The sequence below is a fragment of the Gluconobacter cerinus genome (assembly GCF_002723935.1).
GTDB classification, from domain to species: domain Bacteria; phylum Pseudomonadota; class Alphaproteobacteria; order Acetobacterales; family Acetobacteraceae; genus Gluconobacter; species Gluconobacter cerinus.
This window is the reverse complement of the sequence record NZ_BEWM01000005.1, coordinates 109,394-134,705: the sequence shown is the minus strand read 5'-3', so window position 1 is coordinate 134,705 and position 25,312 is coordinate 109,394. Positions and strand designations below refer to the sequence as shown.

The 25,312-nt window shown below is 56.0% G+C and carries 27 protein-coding genes; 7 read left to right on the top strand and 20 right to left on the bottom strand.

Translation table 11 applies throughout. From position 1 onward, the window contains the following. The 3 genes from fliF to GCE01_RS12445 form a co-directional block, all read right to left on the bottom strand. Entirely contained in the window at positions 1-1,668 is a 1,668-nt protein-coding gene (gene fliF, locus GCE01_RS12455) for a flagellar basal-body MS-ring/collar protein FliF (RefSeq protein WP_099213150.1), read from the bottom strand. A gap of 164 nt (positions 1,669-1,832) precedes the next feature. After that, a complete protein-coding gene (locus GCE01_RS12450) occupies positions 1,833-2,555 on the bottom strand; it encodes a flagellar hook assembly protein FlgD (protein WP_099213149.1) in 723 nt (240 codons plus the stop codon). A gap of 13 nt (positions 2,556-2,568) precedes the next feature. Then, positions 2,569-3,423 (bottom strand): hypothetical protein, encoded by an 855-nt coding sequence (locus GCE01_RS12445; RefSeq protein ID WP_145995798.1) that lies wholly within the window; start codon positions 3,421-3,423, stop codon positions 2,569-2,571. On the opposite strand from GCE01_RS12445, the gene GCE01_RS16695 reads away from it, so the two are divergent. Further along, positions 3,422-3,616, top strand: a complete 195-nt coding sequence (locus tag GCE01_RS16695; RefSeq protein ID WP_145995797.1) for a hypothetical protein — start codon at positions 3,422-3,424, stop codon at positions 3,614-3,616. The genes GCE01_RS12445 and GCE01_RS16695 overlap by 2 nt on opposite strands. 333 nt (positions 3,617-3,949) lie before the next feature. Here the strand turns inward: GCE01_RS16695 and GCE01_RS12440 are convergent, their stop codons facing one another. The 5 genes from GCE01_RS12440 to edd form a co-directional block, all read right to left on the bottom strand. Next, positions 3,950-4,303 carry a hypothetical protein gene (locus tag GCE01_RS12440; RefSeq protein ID WP_046901138.1) on the bottom strand — a complete coding sequence of 118 codons (354 nt, stop codon included), beginning with the start codon at positions 4,301-4,303 and terminating at the stop codon, positions 3,950-3,952. After that, the gene (gene purH / locus GCE01_RS12435) at positions 4,300-5,877 is read right to left on the bottom strand and encodes a bifunctional phosphoribosylaminoimidazolecarboxamide formyltransferase/IMP cyclohydrolase (protein WP_099213147.1); all 1,578 of its coding nucleotides are present in this window, start codon (positions 5,875-5,877) and stop codon (positions 4,300-4,302) included. The genes GCE01_RS12440 and purH overlap by 4 nt, the downstream gene beginning before the upstream one ends. Then, entirely contained in the window at positions 5,874-6,437 is a 564-nt protein-coding gene (locus tag GCE01_RS12430; protein WP_099213146.1) for a metal-dependent hydrolase, read from the bottom strand. The genes purH and GCE01_RS12430 overlap by 4 nt, the downstream gene beginning before the upstream one ends. Before the next feature lie 216 nt (positions 6,438-6,653). After that, the gene (eda, locus tag GCE01_RS12425; protein ID WP_099213145.1) at positions 6,654-7,277 is read right to left on the bottom strand and encodes a bifunctional 4-hydroxy-2-oxoglutarate aldolase/2-dehydro-3-deoxy-phosphogluconate aldolase; all 624 of its coding nucleotides are present in this window, start codon (positions 7,275-7,277) and stop codon (positions 6,654-6,656) included. Between the two features lie 12 nt (positions 7,278-7,289). Then, a complete protein-coding gene (gene edd, locus GCE01_RS12420) occupies positions 7,290-9,137 on the bottom strand; it encodes a phosphogluconate dehydratase (protein WP_099213144.1) in 1,848 nt (615 codons plus the stop codon). Positions 9,138-9,575: 438 nt separating this feature from the next. Here edd and GCE01_RS12410 point away from each other — a divergent pair, with 438 nt between their 5' ends. Then, on the top strand, positions 9,576-10,250 hold the full coding sequence (locus GCE01_RS12410) for a YfdX family protein (protein ID WP_099213142.1): 675 nt from the start codon (positions 9,576-9,578) through the stop codon (positions 10,248-10,250). Positions 10,251-10,353: 103 nt separating this feature from the next. On the opposite strand, the gene GCE01_RS12405 is transcribed toward GCE01_RS12410, so the two are convergent. The 4 genes from GCE01_RS12405 to aroQ are packed head-to-tail and all read right to left on the bottom strand — an operon-like array spanning position 10,354 to position 13,189. Further along, complete coding sequence (locus GCE01_RS12405; protein WP_086632867.1) at positions 10,354-10,923, bottom strand: NIPSNAP family protein; 570 nt, start codon at positions 10,921-10,923, stop codon at positions 10,354-10,356. A 15-nt stretch (positions 10,924-10,938) separates the two neighbouring features. Continuing rightward, positions 10,939-12,288 (bottom strand): acetyl-CoA carboxylase biotin carboxylase subunit, encoded by a 1,350-nt coding sequence (gene accC, locus GCE01_RS12400; RefSeq protein WP_046901132.1) that lies wholly within the window; start codon positions 12,286-12,288, stop codon positions 10,939-10,941. Continuing rightward, positions 12,288-12,743, bottom strand: a complete 456-nt coding sequence (locus GCE01_RS12395; RefSeq protein WP_099213141.1) for an acetyl-CoA carboxylase biotin carboxyl carrier protein — start codon at positions 12,741-12,743, stop codon at positions 12,288-12,290. The genes accC and GCE01_RS12395 overlap by 1 nt, the downstream gene beginning before the upstream one ends. Further along, a complete protein-coding gene (aroQ, locus tag GCE01_RS12390; protein ID WP_023943307.1) occupies positions 12,740-13,189 on the bottom strand; it encodes a type II 3-dehydroquinate dehydratase in 450 nt (149 codons plus the stop codon). The genes GCE01_RS12395 and aroQ overlap by 4 nt, the downstream gene beginning before the upstream one ends. A gap of 212 nt (positions 13,190-13,401) precedes the next feature. Here aroQ and GCE01_RS12385 point away from each other — a divergent pair, with 212 nt between their 5' ends. Beyond that, positions 13,402-13,962, top strand: a complete 561-nt coding sequence (locus tag GCE01_RS12385) for a septal ring lytic transglycosylase RlpA family protein (RefSeq protein ID WP_099213272.1) — start codon at positions 13,402-13,404, stop codon at positions 13,960-13,962. Positions 13,963-13,993: 31 nt separating this feature from the next. Here GCE01_RS12385 and GCE01_RS12380 read toward each other — a convergent pair whose 3' ends face one another. Then, positions 13,994-15,142: a YihY/virulence factor BrkB family protein gene (locus GCE01_RS12380; protein WP_099213140.1), complete on the bottom strand. Its 1,149-nt coding sequence runs from the start codon at positions 15,140-15,142 to the stop codon at positions 13,994-13,996. A 383-nt stretch (positions 15,143-15,525) separates the two neighbouring features. On the opposite strand from GCE01_RS12380, the gene GCE01_RS12375 reads away from it, so the two are divergent. Next, the gene (locus GCE01_RS12375; RefSeq protein ID WP_099213139.1) at positions 15,526-16,665 is read left to right on the top strand and encodes a type III PLP-dependent enzyme; all 1,140 of its coding nucleotides are present in this window, start codon (positions 15,526-15,528) and stop codon (positions 16,663-16,665) included. A 118-nt stretch (positions 16,666-16,783) separates the two neighbouring features. Next, complete coding sequence (locus tag GCE01_RS12370; protein ID WP_046901128.1) at positions 16,784-16,990, top strand: TOBE domain-containing protein; 207 nt, start codon at positions 16,784-16,786, stop codon at positions 16,988-16,990. Positions 16,991-17,114: 124 nt separating this feature from the next. Here the strand turns inward: GCE01_RS12370 and GCE01_RS12365 are convergent, their stop codons facing one another. From GCE01_RS12365 to GCE01_RS12340, 6 genes are all read right to left on the bottom strand, one after another. Continuing rightward, the gene (locus GCE01_RS12365) at positions 17,115-17,675 is read right to left on the bottom strand and encodes a hypothetical protein (RefSeq protein ID WP_174694845.1); all 561 of its coding nucleotides are present in this window, start codon (positions 17,673-17,675) and stop codon (positions 17,115-17,117) included. 200 nt (positions 17,676-17,875) lie between these two features. Continuing rightward, positions 17,876-18,382, bottom strand: coding sequence for a molybdenum cofactor biosynthesis protein MoaE (locus GCE01_RS12360; RefSeq protein ID WP_099213138.1), 507 nt, complete (start codon positions 18,380-18,382; stop codon positions 17,876-17,878). Then, positions 18,379-19,206 (bottom strand): NTP transferase domain-containing protein, encoded by an 828-nt coding sequence (locus GCE01_RS12355; RefSeq protein ID WP_099213137.1) that lies wholly within the window; start codon positions 19,204-19,206, stop codon positions 18,379-18,381. The genes GCE01_RS12360 and GCE01_RS12355 overlap by 4 nt, the downstream gene beginning before the upstream one ends. Further along, positions 19,203-19,685 (bottom strand): cyclic pyranopterin monophosphate synthase MoaC, encoded by a 483-nt coding sequence (gene moaC, locus GCE01_RS12350; RefSeq protein WP_099213136.1) that lies wholly within the window; start codon positions 19,683-19,685, stop codon positions 19,203-19,205. The genes GCE01_RS12355 and moaC overlap by 4 nt, the downstream gene beginning before the upstream one ends. 18 nt (positions 19,686-19,703) lie before the next feature. Continuing rightward, a complete protein-coding gene (moaA, locus tag GCE01_RS12345) occupies positions 19,704-20,777 on the bottom strand; it encodes a GTP 3',8-cyclase MoaA (RefSeq protein ID WP_373321841.1) in 1,074 nt (357 codons plus the stop codon). Further along, the gene (locus GCE01_RS12340) at positions 20,731-21,927 is read right to left on the bottom strand and encodes a molybdopterin molybdotransferase MoeA (RefSeq protein ID WP_244591217.1); all 1,197 of its coding nucleotides are present in this window, start codon (positions 21,925-21,927) and stop codon (positions 20,731-20,733) included. The genes moaA and GCE01_RS12340 overlap by 47 nt, the downstream gene beginning before the upstream one ends. A gap of 146 nt (positions 21,928-22,073) precedes the next feature. On the opposite strand from GCE01_RS12340, the gene GCE01_RS12335 reads away from it, so the two are divergent. Next, positions 22,074-23,039: an XdhC family protein gene (locus GCE01_RS12335; protein ID WP_099213134.1), complete on the top strand. Its 966-nt coding sequence runs from the start codon at positions 22,074-22,076 to the stop codon at positions 23,037-23,039. Further along, positions 23,039-23,629: a nucleotidyltransferase family protein gene (locus GCE01_RS12330; protein WP_099213133.1), complete on the top strand. Its 591-nt coding sequence runs from the start codon at positions 23,039-23,041 to the stop codon at positions 23,627-23,629. The genes GCE01_RS12335 and GCE01_RS12330 overlap by 1 nt, the downstream gene beginning before the upstream one ends. Positions 23,630-23,638: 9 nt before the next feature. Here the strand turns inward: GCE01_RS12330 and GCE01_RS12325 are convergent, their stop codons facing one another. Next, positions 23,639-25,060, bottom strand: a complete 1,422-nt coding sequence (locus GCE01_RS12325) for a mannose-1-phosphate guanylyltransferase/mannose-6-phosphate isomerase (protein WP_099213132.1) — start codon at positions 25,058-25,060, stop codon at positions 23,639-23,641. Between the last annotated feature and the right edge of the window lie 252 nt (positions 25,061-25,312).

The following is a 25,312-nucleotide window of genomic DNA, read 5'->3' as shown; positions in this document are numbered from 1 at the left end:
TTAGTGCCCCTCCTGTCTCGGCATCAGCCAACTGCGCATCAGTGCAATACTTTCCGCAGGATGCGTTTCCACGAGGTCTACCACCCGCTGAACAGAGGACGCTCGAATACGGCCGGAAACGCCACTCACGGCCACCGTCTCTTCGTCACTCTCTGTTAAAGGTACCGTGGCGTCATATGGAGCAGCCAAAAGAGCTGTCGGGTTTCCCACCTCAGTCGCCAGTGTGCCCCCCAACTCAGGCAGAGGAGCTCCGCCACTTCTTGCATCAGAAAGAAGCTGCCCGGTCGGAAGCCCGCCCCCAGGAGGACGCAACAAGGGGCGCACGACAAAGAAAAGCACCATCAATAGGCACAGAGCAAAAATACCGAAACGCGCAGCTTCCATTTCATTTGAGCGGCTCAAAATTCCCTTCAGAAATGTCTGTTGGGGCGTGGGTATTGCCGCTTCGATATCCGAAAACTGCATAGACATTACGGTAACAACATCGCCACGAGCCTGATCGAACCCAATAGCCGTCTTGGTCAGAGCCGTTAGCCTTTCCAGCTCCTGAGTATTTCGTGGCTGCCAGACATGTTGACCTTTCACGTCCGTCTGCACGGCTCCATCAACCATGACAGCGACACTGATACGAGAAATGCGTGGCTGATCCTGCACCAGGGTTCGAACCTTTTTACCAATCTCGTAATTATCCGTTTGCTCCTGCCTGCTGCTTTGACTTCCGTTCTGCGGCTGACCAGCATTAGCATTCGGCAGATTGTTTCCGACCGTCGTATTTGCTGCTCCTTGTGTGTTTATACTTTTGTCATTTTTGGTTTGCTGAGAACGAAGAACCTGCTGGTCAGGGTCGTAACTTTCCTGAGTTTCCCGCACATGATCATTATTCATCGCCACGGTCGCTTCCACCCGCACACGCCCTATGCCGACAGAAGCTCCCAACATGTCCTCAACTTCACGGGAAATGCGTTGTTCCAACGCCTGCCGTTGCATTTCTGCCGTTTGATTGCCATCGACGCTTCCCGCGCCCTGACGCAGCAGGACATGCCCGCGATTGTCTACGAGTGAGATATTCTGCGCCTCCAAACCCGGTACCGCCGCAGAAACCAGGTTAACGACCGCCGCAATACTTTCCTCATCCAAACGGCGTGCGCCTTCCATCGAAAGAAGCACACTTGCCTGGGCGCCCTGCTCATTCGTAGAGAAAAGCTCTCTGTGCCGCAGAACAAGGTGAACACGAGCATTGCGAACACCGTGGATCAAGCGGATTGATCGCTCCAATTCACCTTCCAGCGCACGCGTCTCGTTGATCGTTTGCTCAAACTGCGTGGCTGTAAAACTGTTTCCCTTATCGAAAATCTCATATCCGACCGAACCGCCGGACGGCAGGCCACTTTTCGCAAGAAGAAGGCGTGCTTTTGCCACTTCGTCATCAGGGACCATGATCGTCGCGCCCTGATCCTGCAGGCGATACGCAATATGGGCCTTAGCAAGCTGATCTACGATTTCACCGGCTTCTCTGGGATCCAGATCTCGATAGAGCAGTCCGGTAGTGGAATTTGCTCCGTGCATGACCAGAACTCCGAGCAGCACAAGCAGCGCCGCCCCCACTCCCCCCAGAGCAGCCAGCCGTGGGAGGCCGAGCTGCTTCAGATTTGCGAGAAGAGCCTTCACTTAATCGCCCACCATACGGTCATCTGCGTACAAGCTTTTTCAGGAGATGCCTCAAGCCCTGCCCACATGCGCGTTCACCCTGTCCTGCTGCAATCACTGACAGACATTGTGGACAGAAAAGGTTAACGGGCGCTTAAAACGATAGAATTTTCCGCCCTGACTGTTCAGGCTCCTGAAAATCCGTCCAGATCACTCAGCGGAACAGTCGCACTTCCCATCTGCACGTTAACGCCGCTCGATGTCCGTGTCAGACCTGTAACGGTACCGGAAACTGTTGTCGGGAAAGATGCCGTTTCTCCACTCGTCCCGGTCCCTTCAACAGCTACGAAATACTGACCATCAGACAGTTGTTGTCCGCTGTTATCATTTCCGTCCCAAGACCAGGAATTTGTCCCCGCAGTAGCCGTCATCGTGTCGGTTTTGACAACCTGACCGCTCGCATCGGTCACGGCAATGGCTACAGGTCCAGCCTGCTCCGCTGTAAATGTCATGCTAGCCTTACCGCTTTGTAAGGGCAGAGAAGCCGTCGTGGCTGTCGTTGTTTTACCGACTAGCGCAATACCAGACGTGATCTGAGTGTCCTGCGTGGCAGAAATCAGGCTGGTAAGATTAGTATTGGTCTCAACCTGTTGCTGCACGCCTGCAAACTGCGCCAACTCACTGGTGAAGCTGTCCGTACTGGTTGGATTACTGGGGTCTTGATGCTGAAGCTGAGTGGTCAGAAGTGTTAAAAACTGATTGAAATTTCCTGCCATGGAAGACAGTGCAGCGCTGCCCACACTACTTGCTGTGGATGTTGATGCACTCGATGTCTGAGTTGACGCACTCGACTTGGCCGCCGAGACAGCCTGGTTCAGAAGCGATGATGACGTGACAGAAGAGACCATTAAAAAACGTCCTTTAAGCGGTCAGATCAACAACACCGCGCAAAAATTTTCGAGGAGACACAGAGGCGTTCTCACTGAGATCTTCAGACGAAGTCTCAGAGGAACCACAAGCCGTGAAGGGCCGTTGCTGACTTTCTTCCCGGCCAGAATTTGTCGGATAGTCTTGCGAGAAAGATCCCAGCAAACCAAAACTGACCTCTGTGGATATCACAGGCTGATCTGCGGAGAGCGACACGAGGTTCTGGTTCAGCGACGACAATAAGCTTTCTTTATTTGTAGAAAGACTACGCAGCGCCTCCGAATTTTCAGCCAGAATATGGATGTGGCGTTCGCCCCCTTTGTCCTCAGCAACGGACATCCGGATCTTGCCGTCATGTTCCAAGAAAATGTCGATCTGGGTATTGAGGCGCTGATCCGTTGCCTGATGCGTAATGACGGAGCCATTCAAGGATGACGGGCCGGCTTCGTCCCACGTGGAACTTGAAACGCTCGTATGTTCGGAACCGGAATTCTGTAATCCCCGGGACGGAAGCTCCAGGCGTGATCCCAAGGCCTCAGCATTCGACGCCTGCAAGACATGAATATTTTCTGCCGACGTGGGAGATGCCACATTCACACTCTCTGTTTCAGAAACTTCCCTCTCTTCCTTGACCTCAAGTGGGTCTATCGTGGATTTCGACGCGCCATCAAAGGAGGCGATACCAAGAGACAAATCAGACATCGAACTCTGGCCGTTGTCGGCTTCTAGATCCGACACGCATTGTGCGAATTGTTCTGCGTGTTGGCCCAGATCAGGTTCTTCTGTCGTCACAGGCTCGTCTATGACGTCGTTTTGCAGCACCGATGAAGACACTTTGGGAGCTTCCATGAAGGATGCATCCGTCGAAACTTTACGAGCGGATAACTCTGATCCGCGTCGAGTAATGTTAACCGGGTTCGGTATTTTCGAAGATTTTTCGGGAAGTGAATTCGAACGGACAGGCTGTGCAGAGACCTTCGTCGCTGCGCTCAAAGGTTTTAAACTTCGAGAGACCTCGCGGTTCTCTGTTGAAACAGGCTGATTCTTGCCGACCTCAGACCCTCTGTTTGTCTGAACGTTCTTTTCACTCTGCACCCGCGGCGTATTTTTACGAGAGAGAGCGGCACAGTCAGAGGACGGAGACTTCTCATGAACGTAGCTTTTCAGAAAATCCTGAAATCGTTCTTTTGAAGCAAGTGGCGTATCAACAGGAAACGTGCCGCCACCAGTCGTCATTCCCGGCTTTGCTGCGGGCAGAATCTGCGACAATGACAAGCCCTCCAGTTCCCGGGGAAACAACCGGTAAGGAGAGTGGCACGGCAGACGTAAATAAAAGGTTTATACGCGGCCCTTTCAAAGAGGCCGCGCACAAAACTCAGTTCTGAATGTGATCGTATCCAGGAGAACCCGGAAATGGCCCTCGCGTAACTGCTGCTGGTGCCGGGCAAACTGGCGGAACGCCATCAAGTGCAAAAGCCTGCACTGTGTGGGTCGATGCTGCCACGAGCCCTCTAACCGCAAGAGGCTGTGCCAGACGCACACCTGCCAGAAGTTCCTCTGGAAGAATGACAGTCGTCCCATCACGCAGCATCACACCTGTCGGCGTAATACGGGAAACAATTCCTTTCGTGACGGGCAGCGGTGACATGTCATACAGACATGGCGCGGCCTCGGCGACCATCGGGGCGGAGAAAGCCAGAAGCAGGCTTGCGAGAGCGAAAGGTTTCAATGCCGGAAATGCCTCATGCCAGTGAAGACCATGGCGATTCCAGCTGCATCGGCAGCGTCGATCACCTCCTGATCGCGAATTGAGCCACCGGGCTGGATCACAGCCACAGCACCAGCAGCAACAACACTCTCAAGACCATCTGCGAACGGGAAGAACGCATCCGATGCGGCCACAGACCCCTTGGTCAACGGGGCAGTCTCACCCGCAACATTTGCAGCGTCTTCGCTCTTGCGAGCAGCAATGCGCGCACTATCAACACGGGACATCTGCCCCGCCCCGATCCCGACAGTCGCATTGTTGCGAACATAAATGACCGCGTTGGATTTCACGTGCTTGGCCACTCGGAACGCGAACAGGAGATCTTTCATCTCCTTTTCCGTGGGCGCGCGTTTGGTGACGACCTTTAGATCGCTCTCAAGGACGCGGCCTGCATCCCGGCTTTGCGCAAGAAAACCACCGGCGACAGAGCGAAAAGCTAGCCCTTCAGCTTCCGGATCAGGCATTCCGCCAGTGAGCAACAGACGCAGGTTCTTCTTGCGAGAAAGAATTTCAATAGCCTGTGCGTCCGCATCCGGGGCAACAATCACTTCCGTGAAAATCGCACTGATACGTTGAGCGGTTTCTGCATCCAGCGTTCTGTTCACAGCTACGATGCCACCAAATGCCGAAACCGGATCACAACGCAGCGCCGCGATCCATGCCTGTTCCAGCGTTTCAGCAGACGCCACACCGCATGGATTAGCGTGTTTGACGATCACAACAGTCGGCGCATCAAATTCAGCAACAGCCTCGAACGCTGCATCTGTGTCATTTAGATTGTTGTAGCTCAGCGCCTTGCCCTGCACCTGACGAGCCGTCGCAATGCCCGCCCGTGTGCTGCCATCACGGTAGAAAGCAGCTTTCTGATGCGGATTTTCACCATACCGCAGAAGCTCGTCGCGTGAGCCACTGAGCGTCAGAACAGGAGGCAACAATTCGCCAGCACGTTCCGCGAACCAACGGGAGATCATACCGTCATAAGACGCCGTATGGGCGTACGCAGCACCGGCATAATCACGACGCTCGCTCAAATACGTTCCACCCGCGTCCAGAGACTGAACGAAATCACCGTATTGCTGAGGAGACGTCAGGATCGTGACATGATCGAAGTTCTTGGCCGCAGCACGGATCATGGCCGGGCCGCCAATATCGATATTCTCGATACAGTCTTCATCGCCCGCGCCGGATGCAACCGTAGCGGCGAAAGGATACAGGTTAACGCAGACCAGATCGATTGGCACGATGCCGTGCTCTTCCATCTGGCTCACATGAGCCGGCAGATCACGACGTGCAAGAATGCCGCCATGAACCTGCGGAACCAGCGTCTTGACACGACCGTCAAGAATTTCGGGGAAGCCCGTATGTTCTGAAACATCTTTGACAGTCAGACCCGCCTCACGCAGCGCCCTTGCCGAGCCCCCCGTCGAAAGCAGTTCTGCACCGTGGGCGGCAAGTGCGCGCCCCAGTTCAATCAGTCCCGTCTTGTCAGAAACGGAGAGAAGGGCGCGACGGACGGGGAGTCGGGTCTCAGTCATGATGGAAATGCAATATCCTTCAAAACATGTCCGTGCAACCGCTGGTGATGCACGACGTAAGGAGCGTGACCACCAAATGGATCACGTCCCGCGAACCCTGCCCACCCTAATAGAAAAAGAGTAGGCAGAAGAAGCATGATCTCGCCCAGACCGCCTGTGCGGACATAGGGCCAGAAAGACAGTCTGGACCGGCTAAGGGGCGCCAGAAGCTGGCAGCCACCGGTTGGCAGGTCAGCCGCAATGTGGGTGGCAACGCCCAGTAGAAGAGCGCCAATCGGGCCTTGCAGCGCACCTTCCCCCATAAAAGCCCCAACCAGAGCGGCGATCAAAAGCAGCACAACACCGGAATGCGTCATCCCACGATGACCAAACGTCCGCGCCAGAAAACGGGACAGAAATTTGACCCGGGCCCCAAGCATGGAGCGCTCCGTATCAATGTCCGGAAGCAGACTACCCAGCAACCCTGTGCAGACCGAAAAAGGCTCGGGTGACAGGACATGCCAGCGTATCGCACACAAAACAGCAAATCCGCCAATCAGGAGATGAGAACGTCCAGTCACGGGTTCTTATGATCCGATTCGGACATTAGCGGAAAGGGCCGTAACCCCTTTTCCTGCAAAGATATTCATAAATTCCATCCCCCATCTTCTTCTGGAGATGTTCTTTATCCGTTCTCAAGCAGAGAAACAGGCCCTCAATAAAAAAAAGTAAGGCGGTCCGGATAACTTCCAGACCGCCTTCCTGTTTTCAATGAAGCGAAAAATTTACAAAGGATCTTAGCTCTGGCGCAAAAGAGCAGCAGCCGTAGCACGCTGCGTCACCGTCTTTGCGTCAAACTCACCTGCCGTGATCCACGATCCGCCAACACAGGATACGGAAGGAAGTGCCAGCCAGTCCGGAGCACTCCCTTCAGTGATGCCGCCCGTCGGGCAGAAGCGGACATTGCCAAATACACTGGCCAAGCTCTTCAGCGCCGGAATGCCACCATTGGTCACAGCCGGGAAGAACTTGAAGCGTGTCAGCCCCAGATCCAGACCGCGCATGATGTCACCAGCATTCGCAACGCCCGGAAGGAAAGGCATGTCATGGTCGCGGGCAGCGTCAGCCAGCGGTGCGGTTAAGCCAGGGCTCACGATAAAGCGGGAGCCAGCCTTCACTGCACGCTCCAGATCCGTCGGGTTCAGTACAGTCCCGGCCCCGACAAACGCGCCCTCAACCTTGGACATTTCCTCGATCACTTCGAGCGCACAAGGCGTCCGCAGCGTCACTTCCAGAGTGGTCAGGCCACCAGCGACCAGCGCTTCAGCCAAGGGACGAGCCTGTGCAACATCATTGACCACCAGCACCGGAATAACCGGGCAGCGGGTCATGACAGCATCAAGTTTGGCAGTATCAGTCATGAAATTTGGTCCTTAGTGAATGGCGTCGCCAACGGCTTCGATTACCTGATCCATTTGGGCCAGCATGGCGGATGCGCCGGTTTCGGCCGGATCATGCACCGAACGCATGAGGGCAAACAACTCACGTCCGGTTCCGAGAGCAGGCGGCGGCGGCGCAACAGGTTCGCGTGCCTCCCATTCTGTCGGATCGACGAGAACCTCAATCTGCCCCGTTACGGCACACACCCGGATCATGTCACCATCCCGAACGCGGGCAATCGGGCCGCCGACCTGAGCTTCCGGGCCGACGTGAATGGCAGCGGGCACCTTACCACTCGCACCTGACATCCGTCCGTCTGTCAGAAGAGCCACTTTGTAGCCCCGATCCTGCAACACGCCGAGCGTTGGCGTCAGCTTGTGCAGTTCCGGCATACCGTTGGCTTCCGGCCCCTGGAACCGCACAACAACAACGACATCCCGCTCAAGCTCACCATTCTGGAACGCGGTGGCGACATCATGCTGGTCATGGAAAACGCGCGCCGGGGCTTCAATGGTCAGAAACTCTTCAGCAATGGCACTGCTTTTATAGATGCCACGACCGACATTGCCCTGCATGAGCTTGATACCACCATCAGCCTTGAACGGCTCTTTGACGTCCCGGAGAATGTCACGGTCCAGCGATGGCTTGGCATGCGTGTAAACGACTTCGTCATCCTGCAGGCTGGCACGGCAGGCATAATCGGCAAATCCGCCGCGCGAGACCGTCATGATGTCCGTGTGCAGAAGGCCGGCACGGGAAAGCTCAGCAATCAGTGTCGGCATACCACCCACATGATTGAAAGCGTTCACGTCCTCAGAGCCACTGGGGTAAACGCGCGTCATCAGCGGAACTGCGGCTGAGAGGCGGCTCAGATCTTCCCAGTCAATAATGATACCAGCAGCTCGTGCAATGGCAGGCAGGTGGATCGTGTGGTTGGTCGAACCGCCGGTTGCCAGCAATCCGACTGCCGCATTCACAATGGCCTTTTCATCAACACACTGCGCCAGTGGGCGGACATCTTCGCCATTCAGGCTGATTTCCGCCAGACGATGGACGCTTGCGCGCGTCATGGCCTGCCGAAGCGGCGTGTTCGGATTGATGAAGGCAGAATCCGGCATCATGAGACCCATGATCTCAACCATCATCTGGTTCGTATTGGCCGTGCCGTAGAAGGTGCATGTGCCAGCGCTATGGTAGGAGGCGTTTTCCGCTTCCATCAGACGGTCCTGCCCGACCTTGCCCTGCACATAGAGCTGGCGGATCCGCTGCTTTTCCTTGTTAGGAAGGCCTGACGGCATAGGGCCGGCCGGGATCAGCATTGTCGGCAGATGCCCGAAGCGCAGCGCGCCCATCAGCAGGCCCGGGACAATCTTGTCACAGATCCCCAGAAGCGCGACACCTTCGAACATGCCGTGGCTCAGGCCCACAGCCGTGGACATGGCAATAACGTCACGGGAGAACAGGGAAAGCTCCATTCCCTCCTGTCCCTGCGTCACGCCATCACACATTGCTGGCGCACCACCGGCGATCTGAGCAGTTGCCCCAACTTCACGGGCGAACAGCTTCATCTGGTCCGGGTAACGTCCATACGGCTGATGCGCCGACAGCATGTCGTTGTAAGTCGTCACAATCCCGAGGTTCGTGCTGGCCGGACGCATAAGCTCCGGCTTGTCAGACGCAGCCGCAGCAATGGCGTGAGCGAGGTTTCCGCAGGCCAGGCGTGGGCGGGAGACGCCTTTGGCCCGGTTTCGCTCCATCAGAGCAAGATAACGGCGACGGGAGACTTTCGAACGCTCGATGATCCGGGCGGTCACGCTCTCGACGACGGAATTCAAAGACATTGGAACACTCGCTGCTCGACTGACACACGCGCTGCCAGACGGAAAAAACGCTCTTTCCGCTGAAAGACACAGCCTCGTGAAGGGGCTACTTTCATACGGAACCGAACCTGGAACAGCAACACCTCACAATGCCTTTCCGAGAAAATTTATTATTTTTATTTCTCAGAATGGCTTTTTATCTTTTCATTTAAACCGTTTTTTTTCGAAAAAATGAAAATAAAGTACAAACTCAGATTTGCCCAGTATTTTCAATATTATGTATTTTCGTATACGCAGATGCGATGATGAGCAAATACTCAAAATGAATTCCTGCCGCAGGAAATCAGAACGAAATTGATCCGGATTAATGATGAAATATAAATCAACTTTCATTTGATAGATTCTGAATTATGTTTTTATGTTTCTCGATATTGATTTTATATTCATTAGGATCTCATCATGCGAATTCTACTTCCCATCCTTGCATCAGCAGCCTTGACACTCTCCGCCATGCCAGCGCATGCCGGATCTCTTCATAAGGACTGGGAATCTTTCAAAGCCCATCGGGCATTTCATCACCTGTCTGCTGACGGGCAACGCGCCGTTACGGACATTCTCAAAGCACGTCAGATCCTGAGTGCCGGTCAGACAGATGCTGCCATTCCGGCTCTCTATGACGCCCAGAAGCGACTGACCGCCGCAACAACAGCCAGTCAGAAGTTCCAGGCCGCAGAAAACGATCTGCACGCAGCTCCACAGCACCCACTTCCCTCAACGCATCATGCGGTCTCCGGCCAGGTTGACTGGCTACCCGTGGGTGGTGAGTTCATTGCCAGCGAGACGCTTGCCCCAGAGCAGAAAGCAGCTGTCGCATCCGCCAATGCTCAGCTGAAGAACGGTGATACGGACTCAGCTGCCCAGACAATGAAAGTCGTGGGCCAGAATGCGGACTTCATTCTCGCCCTAGCCCCGATTGCCCCATTCCAAGGCGCAATCAATCGGGCAACTGTCTTCACGGAAGGTCGCCATCCGCAACAGGCTGTAGAGGCTCTGGATGAGGCTTTGGACTCCATTGTCTTCGTATCCGAAGACTTCGTTACGACATTGGCCCCAGCAAACGCGACCAAGAAGTAAGCTCCCGCGCCCATCTAACGCGCGGAACTAGAAACAAAAAAAGGCGGCCTGCATATTCTGCAGGCCGCCTTTTTTTGAATACGGACACTAAAGACCGAACACTTCAGTTCCAGAGAGAGATTGCCAATGGCAGCAGAATCTCGCTTTCCATCCGCGTCAGAAACGGCGCGACTTTTGGCGGCCAGCTTCCGGTAGCCACAGCAGCGGCCCTCTTTTCCGACCGTGCATTCAGGTCTGCATAAGGCCACAGATGCGCAATGCGCGGCGTGCCCTCAAGAGAGACGAGTGTGCACGTCAGCGGGGAGACCGTTTCTCTCTCCGGCACAGCAGCAAGGAAACGCTCCTCAACGTCAGGCATGCCATCCGCCTTGGCCTCATAGCAGCGCCATTCATAGACACTTCCATAAGAGCCGGGATTGGCGACAGGCGTGATGGCGCGCCAGGATGTCACTTCCACCCGAACCAGGTTCTCATGAGGCAGGCTAGACAAGACGTCTGGACGGCCACTCAAAAGCGCCTCGTAGGTCTGCGCTGTCCTGAGAAGGGTAATGCGGTTCAGGCGACCTATTTCGGTCACCCATGCCCCTACCCCCTCAAGACCTGAGAGAGCAGAGACCACCTGCGGGATATGCCCAGGCTGAACGTCCAGAAAGATGGTCTCTACATAACTCATCACATCATCTCCGCTTCAGGACTTGGTCTGGGCGGCGACAAAGTTTTCCAGCCAGTGAATTGTGTAGTCACCTTTCTGGAAAGTCGGATCCGCCAGAATTTTCCGATGAAGCGGAATGACCGTTTCCACTCCATCCACCACACATTCATCCAGAGCACGCTGCATGCGGGCAATGGCTTCCTGACGCGTCGGCGCATGAACGATGAGCTTGGCAATCATGCTGTCGTAGTAAGGCGGGATGCGATAGCCAGCGTAAATGGCGCTGTCCATTCGCACACCAAGACCGCCAGGGGCATGGAAAACATTGACCGTGCCAGGGCTCGGCGCAAAGGTTTCGGGGTTTTCGGCGTTGATGCGGCACTCGATCGCATGGCCGGACATCTTGATGTCCTTTTGCGTATAACCAAGCTGCTCACCAGCAGCGATCCGGATCTGCTCACGCACCAGATCGACACTGCACACCATTTCCGTCACCGGATGTTCCACCTGAAGGCGGGTATTCATCTCGATGAAGCAGAACTGGCCGTCCTGATACAGGAACTCAAGCGTGCCAGCATTCCGGTAGCCCATGCGTGCCAGAGCCTCGGTCGAGGTCCGACCGATTTCTTCACGTTCGGCATCCGTCAGAGCCGGGGAACCGGCTTCTTCAAGCAGCTTCTGGTGCCGACGCTGGAGGGAGCAGTCACGCTCGCCGAAATGCACTACGTTGCCATGCGCATCGCCAAGGATCTGAAGCTCGATATGACGCGGGCGATCAAGATACTTCTCGAGATAGACCTCGTCGTTGCCGAACGCGGCACGGGCTTCTGCACGAGCTACCGACCAGGCTTCCTCGATATCGTCTGCCGTCTGCGCAACCTTCATGCCGCGACCACCGCCGCCGGCAGCGGCCTTGATCAGGACCGGATAACCGACCTTCTCGGCGACTTCACGGGCGGCCTGAATATCGACCAGCGCCCCATCGGAGCCTGGCACCAGCGGCACGCCAAGCGCGCGCATGGTCGTCTTGGCGGTAATTTTGTCGCCCATCGTGCGGATATGCTCCGCCGTCGGGCCAATGAACGCCAGACCATGCTCTTCAACAGTCTCGGCGAACTCGGCATTTTCTGACAGAAAGCCATAACCCGGATGAATGGCATCCGCGCCCGTAATCATGGCGGCTGACAGAATGGCAGCGACGTTCAGATAAGAATCGCGTGCACTCGGCGGACCGATGCAGACGGCTTCATCAGCAAGACGCACATGCATTGCATCGGCGTCAGCCGTCGAATGCACGGCCACGGTTTTGATGCCCATCTCACGGCAGGCGCGCTGGATACGCAGCGCGATCTCGCCTCGATTGGCAATAAGGACTTTAGAAATCATTACTCGATGATCGCCAGCGCTTCGCCAAATTCAACAGGCTGCCCGGACTCGACAAAGAACTTTGTCAGGGTGCCAGAGCGAGGAGCCTTGATCTGGTTAAAGGTTTTCATGGCTTCGATCAGCATGATCGTCTGACCGGCAGAAACGGTCTGACCTTCCTGAGCGAATGCCGGGGAAGCCGGATCCGGCGCCAGATAGGCGACACCCACCATCGGGCTTGGAACCGCACCAGGATGCTTGGCAGGATCAGCCGGAGGTGCCGCAACAGGAGCAGCGGCTGGTGCTGCGGCGGGAGCAGCAGCAACGGCTGGTGCAGCAGCCTGAACCACGTTGACGTTGCGCGCCACGCGAATGCGGCTATCAGCTTCGGAGATCTCGATTTCGGTCAGGCCGGTCTGCGTCAGAATATCGGCCAATGCCCGAATGGCATCCTTGTCCACGAGCATGCGGCTCATCCTTCGTCTTCGATCATGTCGGTTATTGCCTGAAGCGCATGCGCGTATCCCCTGACGCCGAGGCCGCAGATCACACCGATGGCGGCCTGCGAGACGTAGGTATGATGGCGGAATGGCTCCCGGCGATGAATGTTGGAAATATGAACCTCAACTATCGGCAACTCAACCGCAAGAAGCGCGTCGAGCAGGGCAATCGAGGTATGCCCATAAGCAGCAGGATTGATCACGATTCCATCAGCGCGGCCGCGACACTCCTGCACCCAGGACACAAGTTCTCCCTCACCGTTGGTCTGGCGGAAATCGATCGCGACATCGAGGCGTTCAGCAGCCTGAATACACACCTGCTCGACATCGTCGAGCGTAGCGTGACCGTAGATTCCAGGCTGGCGCAGACCCAGCATATTGAGATTCGGACCGTTCAGAACGGCAATGAGAGGACGTTTCATCTGGCCGCGCGATAGCACTTTCGGAGCCGTCATGAAAGCGTCATCGCCCTAATCCTGCCGTCTTCGCAGGCTTCAAAAGGGGGACAGGCCCATGGTTTTGTGCTAGGAAGCACGGCTCAAGCCCGTTTTCGTCCACTGGAGAAGATACCAGTCTAGTGAAATTTGCCCCGCCTGCCATTCGCTCATCCCGTCGACTGTCTCCCCTGCGCAGCATGACATTTGCACTCGCGCTTGCCGGAATTGCAGGTGGAACGACTGCTCATGCAGCAGACGATTCTTCTGGTGATGCAGCGGGGACGGTCCGGACCAGCTGGGCAGCCTCTGTTCGATCCGCGCTGGCTAACCGGGCCCACAAGGCCGCGTCCTGGACCCAGCATGGCATGGCGAGCTGGTATGGACGTCATTTCCACGGACGCCGCACCAGTAGCGGGACGATCTTCAACACAAATGATCTGACCGCCGCACACCCTTCCCTGCCGATTGGCACAAAACTGCTGGTGACGTCTGAAGATACGGGCCGTTCTGTTGTCGTCACAGTGAACGATCGCGGGCCGTTCAATAGTCGCATCATCGATCTTTCACATGCGGCAGCAGCGAAGATCGGGATGCTGAACAGCGGAACTGCCCACGTCACCATTGCCCGTATGGCTGACAAGCCCGTGTCAGATGCCGCGAGCGAAGTCGCGGAAGCCGAGTCCAAGGATACGAGCGAACAAGCCATCAAGGCTGCGGGCAACCAATCTGACACCACAAAGCAGCCCACCCAACGTTAATAACGACGGGCGGGCTTAGTTACCCCGGTGGTTACCGGGGCGTACTTTCGGCCGTAACGGCTTCAGCAATCAAAGGGTCTGTCTGTGGCAGACCAGCAATCCGGGGCTGCGCACCTTTAATGCGCTCTTCCAGCCCCGCATTCAGCTCTGCTCCGAAGAGCACAACATACGCACTGACAAAGAACCACATCATAATCGCCGCAACTGCGCCCAAGGGCCCATAGGTTGCGCCGTAGCTCGCGAAGTGCGCGACATACCACGAAAATCCGAGCGACATGAGAACCCACAGGACGGTCGCCAGCGCTGATCCGGGGAATATCCACCGCCACTTTGCTGGCTCCCGACTGGGGGCAAAGCGATAAAGCATCGTGACTGCCACGAACACGAACAGCAGCATCAGGATCGGTGCAAGCGTGTGCACGACAAGCGGCGCACCGTAAGACACCAGAAGATCAAACGGCGGCGGCGGCTTTCTGAAGCCCAGATACCGCGGAAGGTAATCAACCAGCGCAGGCGCTGCCACCATCAGTGCCAAGGTCAGCGCAGCACCAACAACAGCCATCAGAGTGGTAGCCAGAGCAGTTGCCTGGAACCTTAGGAAACCGCGCGTTTCGGTGGCATTATATGCCATGTTTAACGCGGACAGGATCGACTTCGTACTGGCTGAAGCGGACCACAACGCGACGGAAACAGAAAAAATCAGCCCTATGGTCAGAGACGTATGCGGCTGGGAAACCAGCTCGTGAATACGATTGCCAATCAGCGAATAAGCTGTTGGGGGCAGCAGATGACGCAGCACTTCAAGCTGCGGCTCAACGGTCTGCAAATCAAACGCCAGACCATAAAGCGAGATCAGGCTCGATATGGCTGGGAAGAGAGAGAGCGTGGCGTAAAACGCGCAGCCCGCAGCAGAAAGGGACGTCTGGGACGATCCTACTTCCGAGAAAACCTGGCGCAGGACGATCTTCCACCCCGCTCTGGGCATACTCAGAGGGGAGTTCGCTCCCGTACCCGGGGCATCAGGACCAAGTTCACGCGCCTTGCGAATATCTTCTTCGCTGGGTTCAGGCGTCAGTTCATGGACACGCTGGATGTCCTGGTGGATTTTTTTCCGGTCAGGCTCCGAAGGTGCGTCTGGCGCTGGACCGGAAGCTGACGCAGAATCGGGAAATAAGCTCACTCAGGGGGTCCTCGGCAGTTCCTGTTATGGGCAACAGGCGAGATTAAGTCGTTCCGTTCTCAGGATCGACAGAACCTAGCATACGCAGAAATCGCCTTCTGCGTTCCGAATTTGCCCCGATTTCAATCCCCTCAATATTTCCAAAACACAAATAATGCAAAATTAGCTCTTGCAACGGCGGGGCTTTGGTTTCATACGCCCCGTCACGCAGCAACGCACGTGCCACTGGCCCTCTCGAGGTTACGCAACGACGTCAAGCGTTCTGGCCTTCCGGGTCCCGCTTCTTTTGGGTCCCCGCTATTCGCTGGTCCGTTCGACCGTTTCGCAACACACTCGCAGGGTGTAACTGTTCCCTGACGAGTCCGGTTCTGGGAAAGAGTGTCATGACTCCCAAAATCAGCCGTTTTCTTGCCGAGCAGCAGCCGGCAACCCCTTGCCTCGTCGTTGATCTCGATGTTGTGGAAAGCAACTATCGTGCCCTTCACGACGCCCTACCAGCTGGCAAGATCTATTACGCCATCAAGGCCAATCCGGCACCGTCCATCCTGAAGCGCCTTGTCGCTCTGGGATCGTCTTTCGATGCAGCATCGCTCGAAGAAATCCGGATGTGCCTGAAGGCTGGCGCCACACCCGATCGCATCTCCTATGGCAATACGCTCAAGAAGGTTGGTGCCATCCGTGAAGCCCGGGACATGGGCATTGATCTCTTTGTGCTCGACAGCATGGAAGAGCTCGAAAAGATTGCAGAAAACGCACCAGGCGCCCGCGTCTTCTGCCGCCTGGCTGTTGAGAACGAAGGCGCTGACTGGCCGCTGTCGCGCAAGTTCGGCACAACAATTGCCCACGCCCGCGATCTGATGATCCGTGCGCGCGATTTGGGCCTGCATCCCTATGGCCTCTCGTTCCATGTCGGAAGCCAGCAGACGGGTATCGCCGCCTACCAGCACGCCATTGCTACGGCCGCACGCCTCTATCATGAGCTGCGGGCCGAAGGCCTTGACCTTCAGATGATCAATCTGGGCGGCGGCTTCCCAACCCATTATCGGGAAGACATTCCGTCTGTGCAGGAATTTGGCGCTGCCATTCAGGCCGCTCTCCGTGAGTACTTTCCTGATGGGCAGCCAGAGGTTCTGCTGGAGCCGGGCCGATATATGGTTGGGCAGGCCGGTGTAGTGTCGAGCGAGGTCATTCTTGTGAGCCGTCGTGGCGGTGCAGAAACAGATCCACGCTGGGTCTATCTGGACATCGGGCGCTTCGGTGGCCTCGCGGAAACGGAAGGTGAAGCCATTCGCTACACATTCCGCACGTCCCGTGATGACACAGACAACTCACGTTCACCCTGCGTCGTGGCAGGACCAAGCTGCGATGGTGTCGATATTCTCTATGAGAAGAACCGCATCCCGCTGCCGAACAGCCTGAAGTCTGGAGATCGTATCGAAATCCTGGCGACTGGCGCTTATGTTTCGACCTACTGCTCCGTCGGGTTCAATGGTTTTCCACCCCTGACCGAGCACTATATCTAAGACGCTTTTGATTGGGGGTGGCACAGGCCATCCCCGAAAAAAGCCTTGTCTGCTTCCTCCGGCCTTGTGTCCTAATGTGTCACCCCCATCTCCAAGGGGGTAGCAAAAGGACAGCACCATGAAACTCAGCGCACGTAATCAGCTCAAAGGTCAGATTACACAGATCGTAAAAGGCGCAACGACGTCTCACATCACGATCGACGTCAACGGCACGATTATTACAAGTGCCATCACCAATGAAGCTGTTGAGGAACTGTCACTGACAGTGGGCAAGGAAGCCTATGCCGTTATCAAGGCTTCCAGCGTCATGGTTGGCGTGGACTGAGCCCACACACCCACCTGGTCCAGACTTCACTCATGATTGCAGGGCAGTCTGGTGAGGTCTGACCGCTTTTAAATCCAAGCCCAGAAGGCTGTGGTGTTTCGTCTCTTGCAGAATTCAGCGGAATTCAGTGCAGAGTGCGTCCCGCCCAGGCCTGGGGGATATCGCGTGGCCAAAGCACCCGCATTTCAGCCGGATGAATCTTTTTCCATCGCGCCAGAGACGACAAAGCTCCGGCCCCTGCCGTCTTGCGCTCATGCCGTGGAAGCCAGTGACCAATCCCAGCCATACAGTCTGAAATCAGAGCGAGAGCCGTGACAATGTAACCCTGCATCAGTCGCTCGGGGAAAAGGTCGGCAAGAAGGTGAAAGACTTCCTTCTGGCCATCATTCTGCACTGTCTGGATCCCCTGGAGAAAGCGCTCCTCCATGGCAGTCAGCCCCTGAGAGCCCGGCGGATTGATATCCAGCACAGGCTGCCCGGCTTCTCTCAGATGCTGGGCTGCATCCTCGAACGCTCGCTCCGCGGCATCAAGAACAGGACGGAAAGATGCCGGAAACATGCCATCCGTCGTGCGGGTTTCATGGCAGTACGGCAGGCGGTATCGGCTGACCAGACACCGGATACTCCAGAGTGCCAGTCTTTCGCAGCAGCACAGGTCAGACAGGAAAAGCGGTGTCCGTGTCATGATCAATCTCCGAATCAGCAGAACCAGAGACACTCTAATTGAGAATGATTTGCAATATCAAACTAAAAATGCGTGACCGCACGTTTGTGGCACGAAAAAAATACTCACTGCCCTCTCCTGGAAAGAGGACAGCAACACTCTGATTTTCAAAAAGAAAGAGAATGCCCGGTAAGAGTCAGACGTACTCGCCGGGCAATAGATCAGTGCTTGTGACCGCAAGACCCATGATCGTGGTGGTGATGATGGTCGTGCCCGTGATCGTCATCGCTTATCCGGGGAGCGACCTGACAGTGATGGCAGGCCACCCATTCGGCGTCACCATCCAGATAATGCTCTTTCTTCCAGACGGGCACCCGGTGCTTGATCTCGTCGATGATATAACGACAGGCTCGGAATGCAGCATCGCGATGAGGCGCGGACACGCCGATCCAGACGGCAACATCCCCAACCCGTAGTGTTCCCGTCCGGTGCATGGCCACAGCATGGCTGATTTCAAATCTAGCCAATGCTTCTTCAATAATCCGCGCACCCTCTTTTTCAGCGAGAGCAGCGTAGGATTCATATTCCAGACCATCCACTGGACGGCCCTCGTTGCTATTGCGAACCCAGCCTTCAAAAGTGCAGAAGCCACCAGCTTCAGCCAGATGTAAGCCCTCTCGCAGCATGTTCAGATCGACTGGCGCATCAGCCATCAGAAAATGGGTCATCCGCCGGTCACCGGCGGAATGAACACAACGTGGTCCCCGCTCTTCAGAGGCTGCGTCCAAGGTGCGAAATCTCCATTCAAAGCAACCCGCAGGCGATCAGCCTCGAACGGAAAGCCATATTTCTCTTTCAGCTGCTCATAAAGCGGACCGACCGTTCCGAAATACGTTTCCACAGTTTCCATTTTCTGCCCTGCGAGTTCACGCATCTGAGCAAAATATTCCACATCGAGGCGGATCATCTGTCCTCCCAATCGCCGTGAAACGCTTGCACGTTCTTCCGGAGTATTGATGTTATCCAGAGCACCGACTGTCCGTGGGGAAAGCAGTAACGTCTGGCTATTGATAAGAAGCTTACGAGGACACTTCCGCCCTCCTTCGACCTGAAGCGCCAGAGTGTCCAGCGCTCTCGGCTCCCAGATCGCACAGAGCGGTTCTGGCAGTCCGTCATGTTCGCTGCGATAAGCCACCGCCACATGCTGATCATCACGGGCAGTAATCAGAGTTTCAAGCGTAACCTGATCCAGAAGTGGCAGATCGCACGCCAGAACCAGCCAGGCAGCCTCCGGGAATGCCTGATGTGCAGACAGAAGGCCAGCGGCTGGACCGTCTACCGCGACAGTGTCAACAATCTGAGGAAACCGTGCCCGTAGCGGGTCCTCTTTCTGTGCCGAACGCACAGAGACAAAACAGCGTTCTACAAGCGGAGAAAGCGTTTCATACGCCACCTGTAACTGGGGTGCTCCATGATAGGACAGCTCAGCTTTGTCCTGCCCCATCCGCGCACTGACGCCACCCGCCAGAACCAGACCGTAAAGGGGCCTCATGCTTCAATCCGCAGGAAGTCACGCTTTCCACCGGCCTTACCCATAAGCTTCACTTCGCGAATGACCATGTCATGAGACAGGGCCTTACACATGTCATAGATCGTCAGAGCAGCGACTGAGGCACCCGTCAGGGCTTCCATTTCCACGCCTGTCTTGCCCTGGCAGGACACGCGGCAGTCAATGACGGCTTCATCGCCTTCCATGGTGATTTCCACACGACATCCGTTCAGGGATAGAGGATGACACAGCGGGATCAGCTGGGACGTCGCTTTCACACCCATGACGCCCGCAATCTGCGCGACAGTCAGAACCGCACCCTTCTTGGTCATGAACCCGGCATCACTCAGCGTCTGCGCAATGTCCCGGGGAAAGAGAACACGGGCCTGAGCATGAGCCGTACGGTCTGTCACGGTCTTGCCGCTGACATCCACCATGCGCGGATCTTCACCACGTTCATCAACATGCGTGAGCGTTTTCATCCGTCCTGATCTCCCGATCTAACCACCGATATAATTCATTTCTATCCGACGTTTCGTCGAAGATGCCTCACCGGCGGTTCGTTCTTCACTGTACCTGTCGGTACGCATCCGCCACACCGAAGCCAGACGCTCGCGTAAAGCCTCGTCATCTGCCCCGCTGCGAAGAAGTGACCGCAGGTCTGTCCCTTCCGAAGCAAAAAGGCACGTATAAATCTGTCCTTCCGACGACAGTCGCGCCCGTGAACAATCTCCACAAAACGGCGCTGTCACGGAAGAAATGAACCCAATCTCACCCGCACCATCCTGATACCGATATCGACGCGCAACCTCACCCTGATACTGCGCGCCCAGTGGCTCAAGCGGCCAGTGGGCGTTCAACCGCTCGACCAGTTCACGGGATGGAACAACTTCACCCAGTTCCCAGTGGTTCCGCGTGCCAACGTCCATGTATTCAATAAAACGGACGATAACACCCGTATGACGGAAGCGGGCAGCCAAAGCTTCGACCCCGTCATCATTAACCCCGCGCTGCACAACGGTGTTCAGCTTGACCCCACCGGGAAACGCCAATGCCTGCGCGTGCTCGATAGCCTCCAGAACCGGTTCGAGTTGCGCCCGCCCCCCACTCATTCGTGCAAAAATAGCGGGATCGAGACTGTCCAAACTTACCGTAATGCGCCCTAGACCAGCATCCTTCAAAGACTGCGCATGTCGGCCTAGCAGAACACCATTGGTCGTCAGTGCCACATCTTCGACACCTGGAATTGCGACCAGCCTGCGCACCAAAGAGACGAGATCAGGCCTTAGAAGAGGTTCACCCCCTGTGAGACGCAATTTGGTGACGCCCAGCGATACCGCCGCCCCTGCGACCCGGACAATTTCGTCAAAGCTCAGACGTTCCTTGGGCTCCAGAAAGCGAAAATGTTCATGATACGTCGCTTCCGGCATGCAGTAAGGGCATCGGAAGTTGCACCGGTCCATCACCGAAATCCGCAAATCATGCAGCGGGCGATTGAAGCGGTCCCGTACAGGATCGGGAGACGTGCTACCAACCATGAAACACAGCATGGGACCCGGCAGAGGCAGCGACATCGCCAGGCGCCAACTCCACGAACCCATCGGTTGCCGCAAGAAAGCTGAAATCGCCAGATGTGGGCATCGGATAAGGGGTTGCCCATGCCTGCCCCGAGGCATCGTGCAGGACACGAACGGGCAGATAGCGGGTCAATGTCGAGACGCGTGCAGCATCAGCATCGAGCTTAACGGAGTAGGTTTCTGGCCGACTGACGCCCTGCCCTGCCAGAAGCATGGGAATAACGTAACGCGTGGCACAACAGGTGGCCGACACGGGATTTCCCGGCAGACCAAAAACGCGCTGCCCTTCAGGACCAACCCCAAACCAGAGCGGCTTGCCGGGACGTTGCGCAACCTTATGAAAAACCCGCTCCACACCAAGTTTCGTCAGCGCCTTGGGGACGTGATCAAACTGCCCCATTGAAACGCCGCCGCTCAGGATCAGCACCTCATGCCGGGCGAGCTGCTTTTCCAGTGCCAGCATGGTCTCGGCGAGATCATCGGGGACCACCGAACGTTCAAGGCGGGTAAAGCCTCTCGAAGCCAAAGCTCCCGTCAGGGCGTATTCATTTGAACGCCTGATTTCCCAGCTCTGAACAGCCGTCACGACATCGACCAGTTCATCACCCGTGGCCACAATGCCGATTGAAGGCACTTTGGAGACTTCAACGGTGGGATATCCATTACCAGCCAGCACCGCCAATGCAGGCCCATTCAGACGCAGACCGGGATTCAGGAGTTCATGCCCCGCCTCGCAGTCTGATCCTTTCAGATGAACAAACTGGCCTTTCTGGGGCTCATATCCGGCTTCAAAATGCACATGCTTGCCATCACGGATCAGTCGCTCAACGGGAACAACGGTGTCAGCCCCTTCCGGCAAAACAGCTCCCGTCATGACATCAAGGCAGGTCGCTCCATCTGGCAAAGGACGCGCGGGTATCCCTGCGCGCTGGACACCATGGCAGCCCAGAACTGCGCCTGCGCCATAACGGTAAGCCACGCCATCCATCATGACCCGGTCATAAGGAGGCTGATCACGTTCGGCATGGACACTCTGTTGCAGGATGCGGCCAGAAGCCTCTGCCAATGGAACATGTTCAGTTCCAAAATGACCTGCATATCCGAGAACAAGGTCCACGGCCTGCGCGACGCTCAGGAGTTCAACCAATTTCCGCTCCACTGATGATCCGTGTCCGGAGTTCATCTTTGCCGATATAGACCTGATGCCACCCCGATCAACTCCCCGGCATGACAGGCTATGTCACAAACGCATTTGGGATTAGTCTCATGCCCCCATAAAGGAAAGGATATTTCATGATTGGGCCGGACGGGCTTGTTCCTCTTCCCCAGTGGCCAGACTATGGCCTGACAGACGATCTCCTCCCGTATCTGGAGATCTGGCTGGCACAGGGGAAAGAGGTAGCCCTTGCTACGCTGGTGTCAATCACCGGATCGTCTCCTCGCCCCCTTGGCAGTGAAATGGCTATTTCCAGTGCGGGAGACGTACAGGGCTATGTGTCTGGTGGATGCGTGGAAGCAGCAGTCGCAGCAGAAGCCCTGCAATGCCTGAAAGACCGCCAGCCCAGATCTCTGGATTATGGCGCAGGCAGCCCGGTTCTGGATATTCAATTAACCTGTGGTGGCAGGATCGGCATTTTCGTTCGGCCCGTCGCGAACCTTGCCGCTTATGTTGCCGCGCTCCGTCAGGCAAGAGAAGCCCGTCAGGCCATCATCGTCCAAACTGATCTCGCAACCGGCGAGATGCATGTTTCGCCGTCAGTTGTGCAAACGCCGGGTAATCTGTTTGTAAGACGACATACGCCACCGATTCGACTGATTGTCGCGGGAGGAGATCCGGTGACACTGGCTCTTCTGAAGCTGGCCCCCCAGTTCGGGGTTGAACCTTTTTTGCTGCGTCCACTGGGTCCTGCGCTTCCGCCGGAAGGATTAGCGCCGGAGTGCTACGATCGTCGCTATCTGGACGAGGCTCTGCATGATTTGCGCCTGGACGCCTGGAGCGCAGTTTACGCTCTGACCCACGATGCTCACACTGATCTGGCCATTGCCTCGAAGGCCCTGAAATCCGACGCCTTCTGCGTTGGGATTCTGGGCAGCCGACGCAAAATCTCCAATCGGCTTGCTGCATTACACGCAGCCGGCATCACTGAAGAAGATCTGGAGAAACTGCACCTGCCCGCAGGGATGGACATCAACGCACGTAATCCGATGCAGATTGCTCTGTCGATTTTATCCCAGATCACAGCGAACCGCCCAGCATAATGCCCCATGACGCAGTTCTTCTTGCCGCAGGCGGCAGCACGAGACTGAAGCGCCCCAAGCAGTTGCTCACCCGTCAGGGCACACCGCTTGTCCGGTACGTTGCAGAACTTCTCCTGAGCACATCTCCGGACCGATTGGTCATCATCACCGGAGGCTCCGACGAAGCCGTCGCCTTAGCCCTTCAAGGGCTCCCTGTGGACATATGCTACAACCCGCTTTGGAACACCGGCCTGGCAAGTTCCATTCAATGCGCAGCACGCACTTTGAGTGGAAGGGACAGGTCAATTCTCATCGCGGGAACAGATCAGCCGAGGCTATCTCTGCTACACCTGCTCCGGCTGCGAGACACCCTCCCTGCCAATGCGAATGTCGTTACACAGTACAAAAAAGGCGCGATGGGGATTCCGGTTCGCGTCTCTGCCGCCACATTAGCCAAGGCCCCCGAAGTCAGTGGGGACAAAGGATTTCGGGATCTGTGGGCAGACCTGCCACCAAAAAAAATCGAGGCCCCCGAATTGCTCGAAGACCTCGATACTCCTGATCAAATGGCCGAAGCCGTCAAGGCAGGGTGGATTGATCCGCCTGCCTGACGTCTCAGATCAGCTTCGTGCGTATACATCTTCAATACGAACGATATCATCTTCCCCGAGATAAGGACCGGACTGAACTTCAATCAGGGTCAAGGGGATCTTGCCCGGATTTTCCAGACGGTGAACACAGCCCAACGGCAGATAGATGCTTTCGTTTTCACGAACCATCACCAGGTCTTCGTCACGTGTCACCATGGCGGTTCCACCAACAACGACCCAGTGCTCCGCACGATGGAAATGCTTCTGCAAGGAGAGCTTCGCTCCTGGCTCCACTACGATACGCTTGACCTGGAAACGATCGGCCTGGATGAGGCTTTCGTAGAAGCCCCACGGACGATAGCACCGGTTGTGCGCGACAGCTTCCTTGCGGCCTGCCTGCGCCAGCCGGTTTACCATGTGCTTCACATCCTGAGCACGATCACGATGCGAGACCATTACCGCATCCGGTGTCACCACCACGATCAGATCATCCACACCAGCAACTGTGGCGATGATACCGTCTGAACGGACGTAACAGTTGCGCGCATCATCAAGGAAAACATCGCCGAAGGTCGCATTTCCCTCTGCATCCTTGGGCGTCAGATCCCACAGAGCATCCCAGCTGCCAATGTCTGACCACCCAAAATTACCCGGCACAACGGCTGCAAGCTTAGTGCGCTCGGCAATAGCGTAATCAACGGAAATATCTGGTGCAGCGGAGAAGCTTTCTTCTTCCAGCCGCTCAAAATCCATATCAGTATGGCGATTGCGCACCGACTGCCCAACGGTTTCGTAAATCCGGGGTTCGAACTGTTCCGTCTCCTTCAGGAATACGCCAGCCTTGGCAAAGAACATTCCCGAATTCCAAAGACACTTCTCGGACTGGAAAAGTTCTTCGGCTTTGGCAGCCTGCGGCTTTTCAATGAAACGGGAGACTTCATAGACGCCCTGTACACCGGCCAGTTCAGCACCGGCTTCGATGTATCCATAACCCGTTTCCGGTCGCGTCGGCTTCATTCCAAACGTAACGATCCGGCCAGCCTCTGCAGCCTTCAGAGCATCTTTCAGGGAGTGCTGAAGAGCAGTCTCATCGGTAATGGCTGCATCGGCTGCCATAATCCAGAGGATGGCGTCCGGGTCTTGCTCTGCGACCATGAAGGCCGCAGCAGCAATGGCAGGAGCGGAGTTTCGGCCAACAGGCTCAAGAACGATTTTGGCCTTGTGAATCCCTGCGTCACGCAGTTGCTCAGCAACGATGAAACGATGCTCTGAATTGCAGATGACAACCGGATCGGCAAAGCCCGCTGCTCGCCCTCGAAGAGCAGTTTCCTGAATGAGCGTCTTATCACTCAGAAGAGGCCAGAACTGCTTTGGATAGCTTTTGCGTGAAACCGGCCACAGGCGGCTTCCGGACCCACCAGAGAGGATGACTGGGACGACGTTCTGAACCATGGAGCAGATATTCTTCCACCAGTTAATAAAGTAGCCACGCACGTCCGCAGCCATAGTTGCGAACGATTTTACAGGGGCTAACGAGCATTGCCAATCGCGTCACGCATAAAGAACCTTAGAGACGCCCAAAAGTACATACGGACACATCGCGACAAAAATGAGATGCGCAGGTCAAAAACTGAGACAATTGCAGATACTCACAAGACTACCGCAAAAACGAAACCGCATCTTATTCTGATGATCACTAATCTT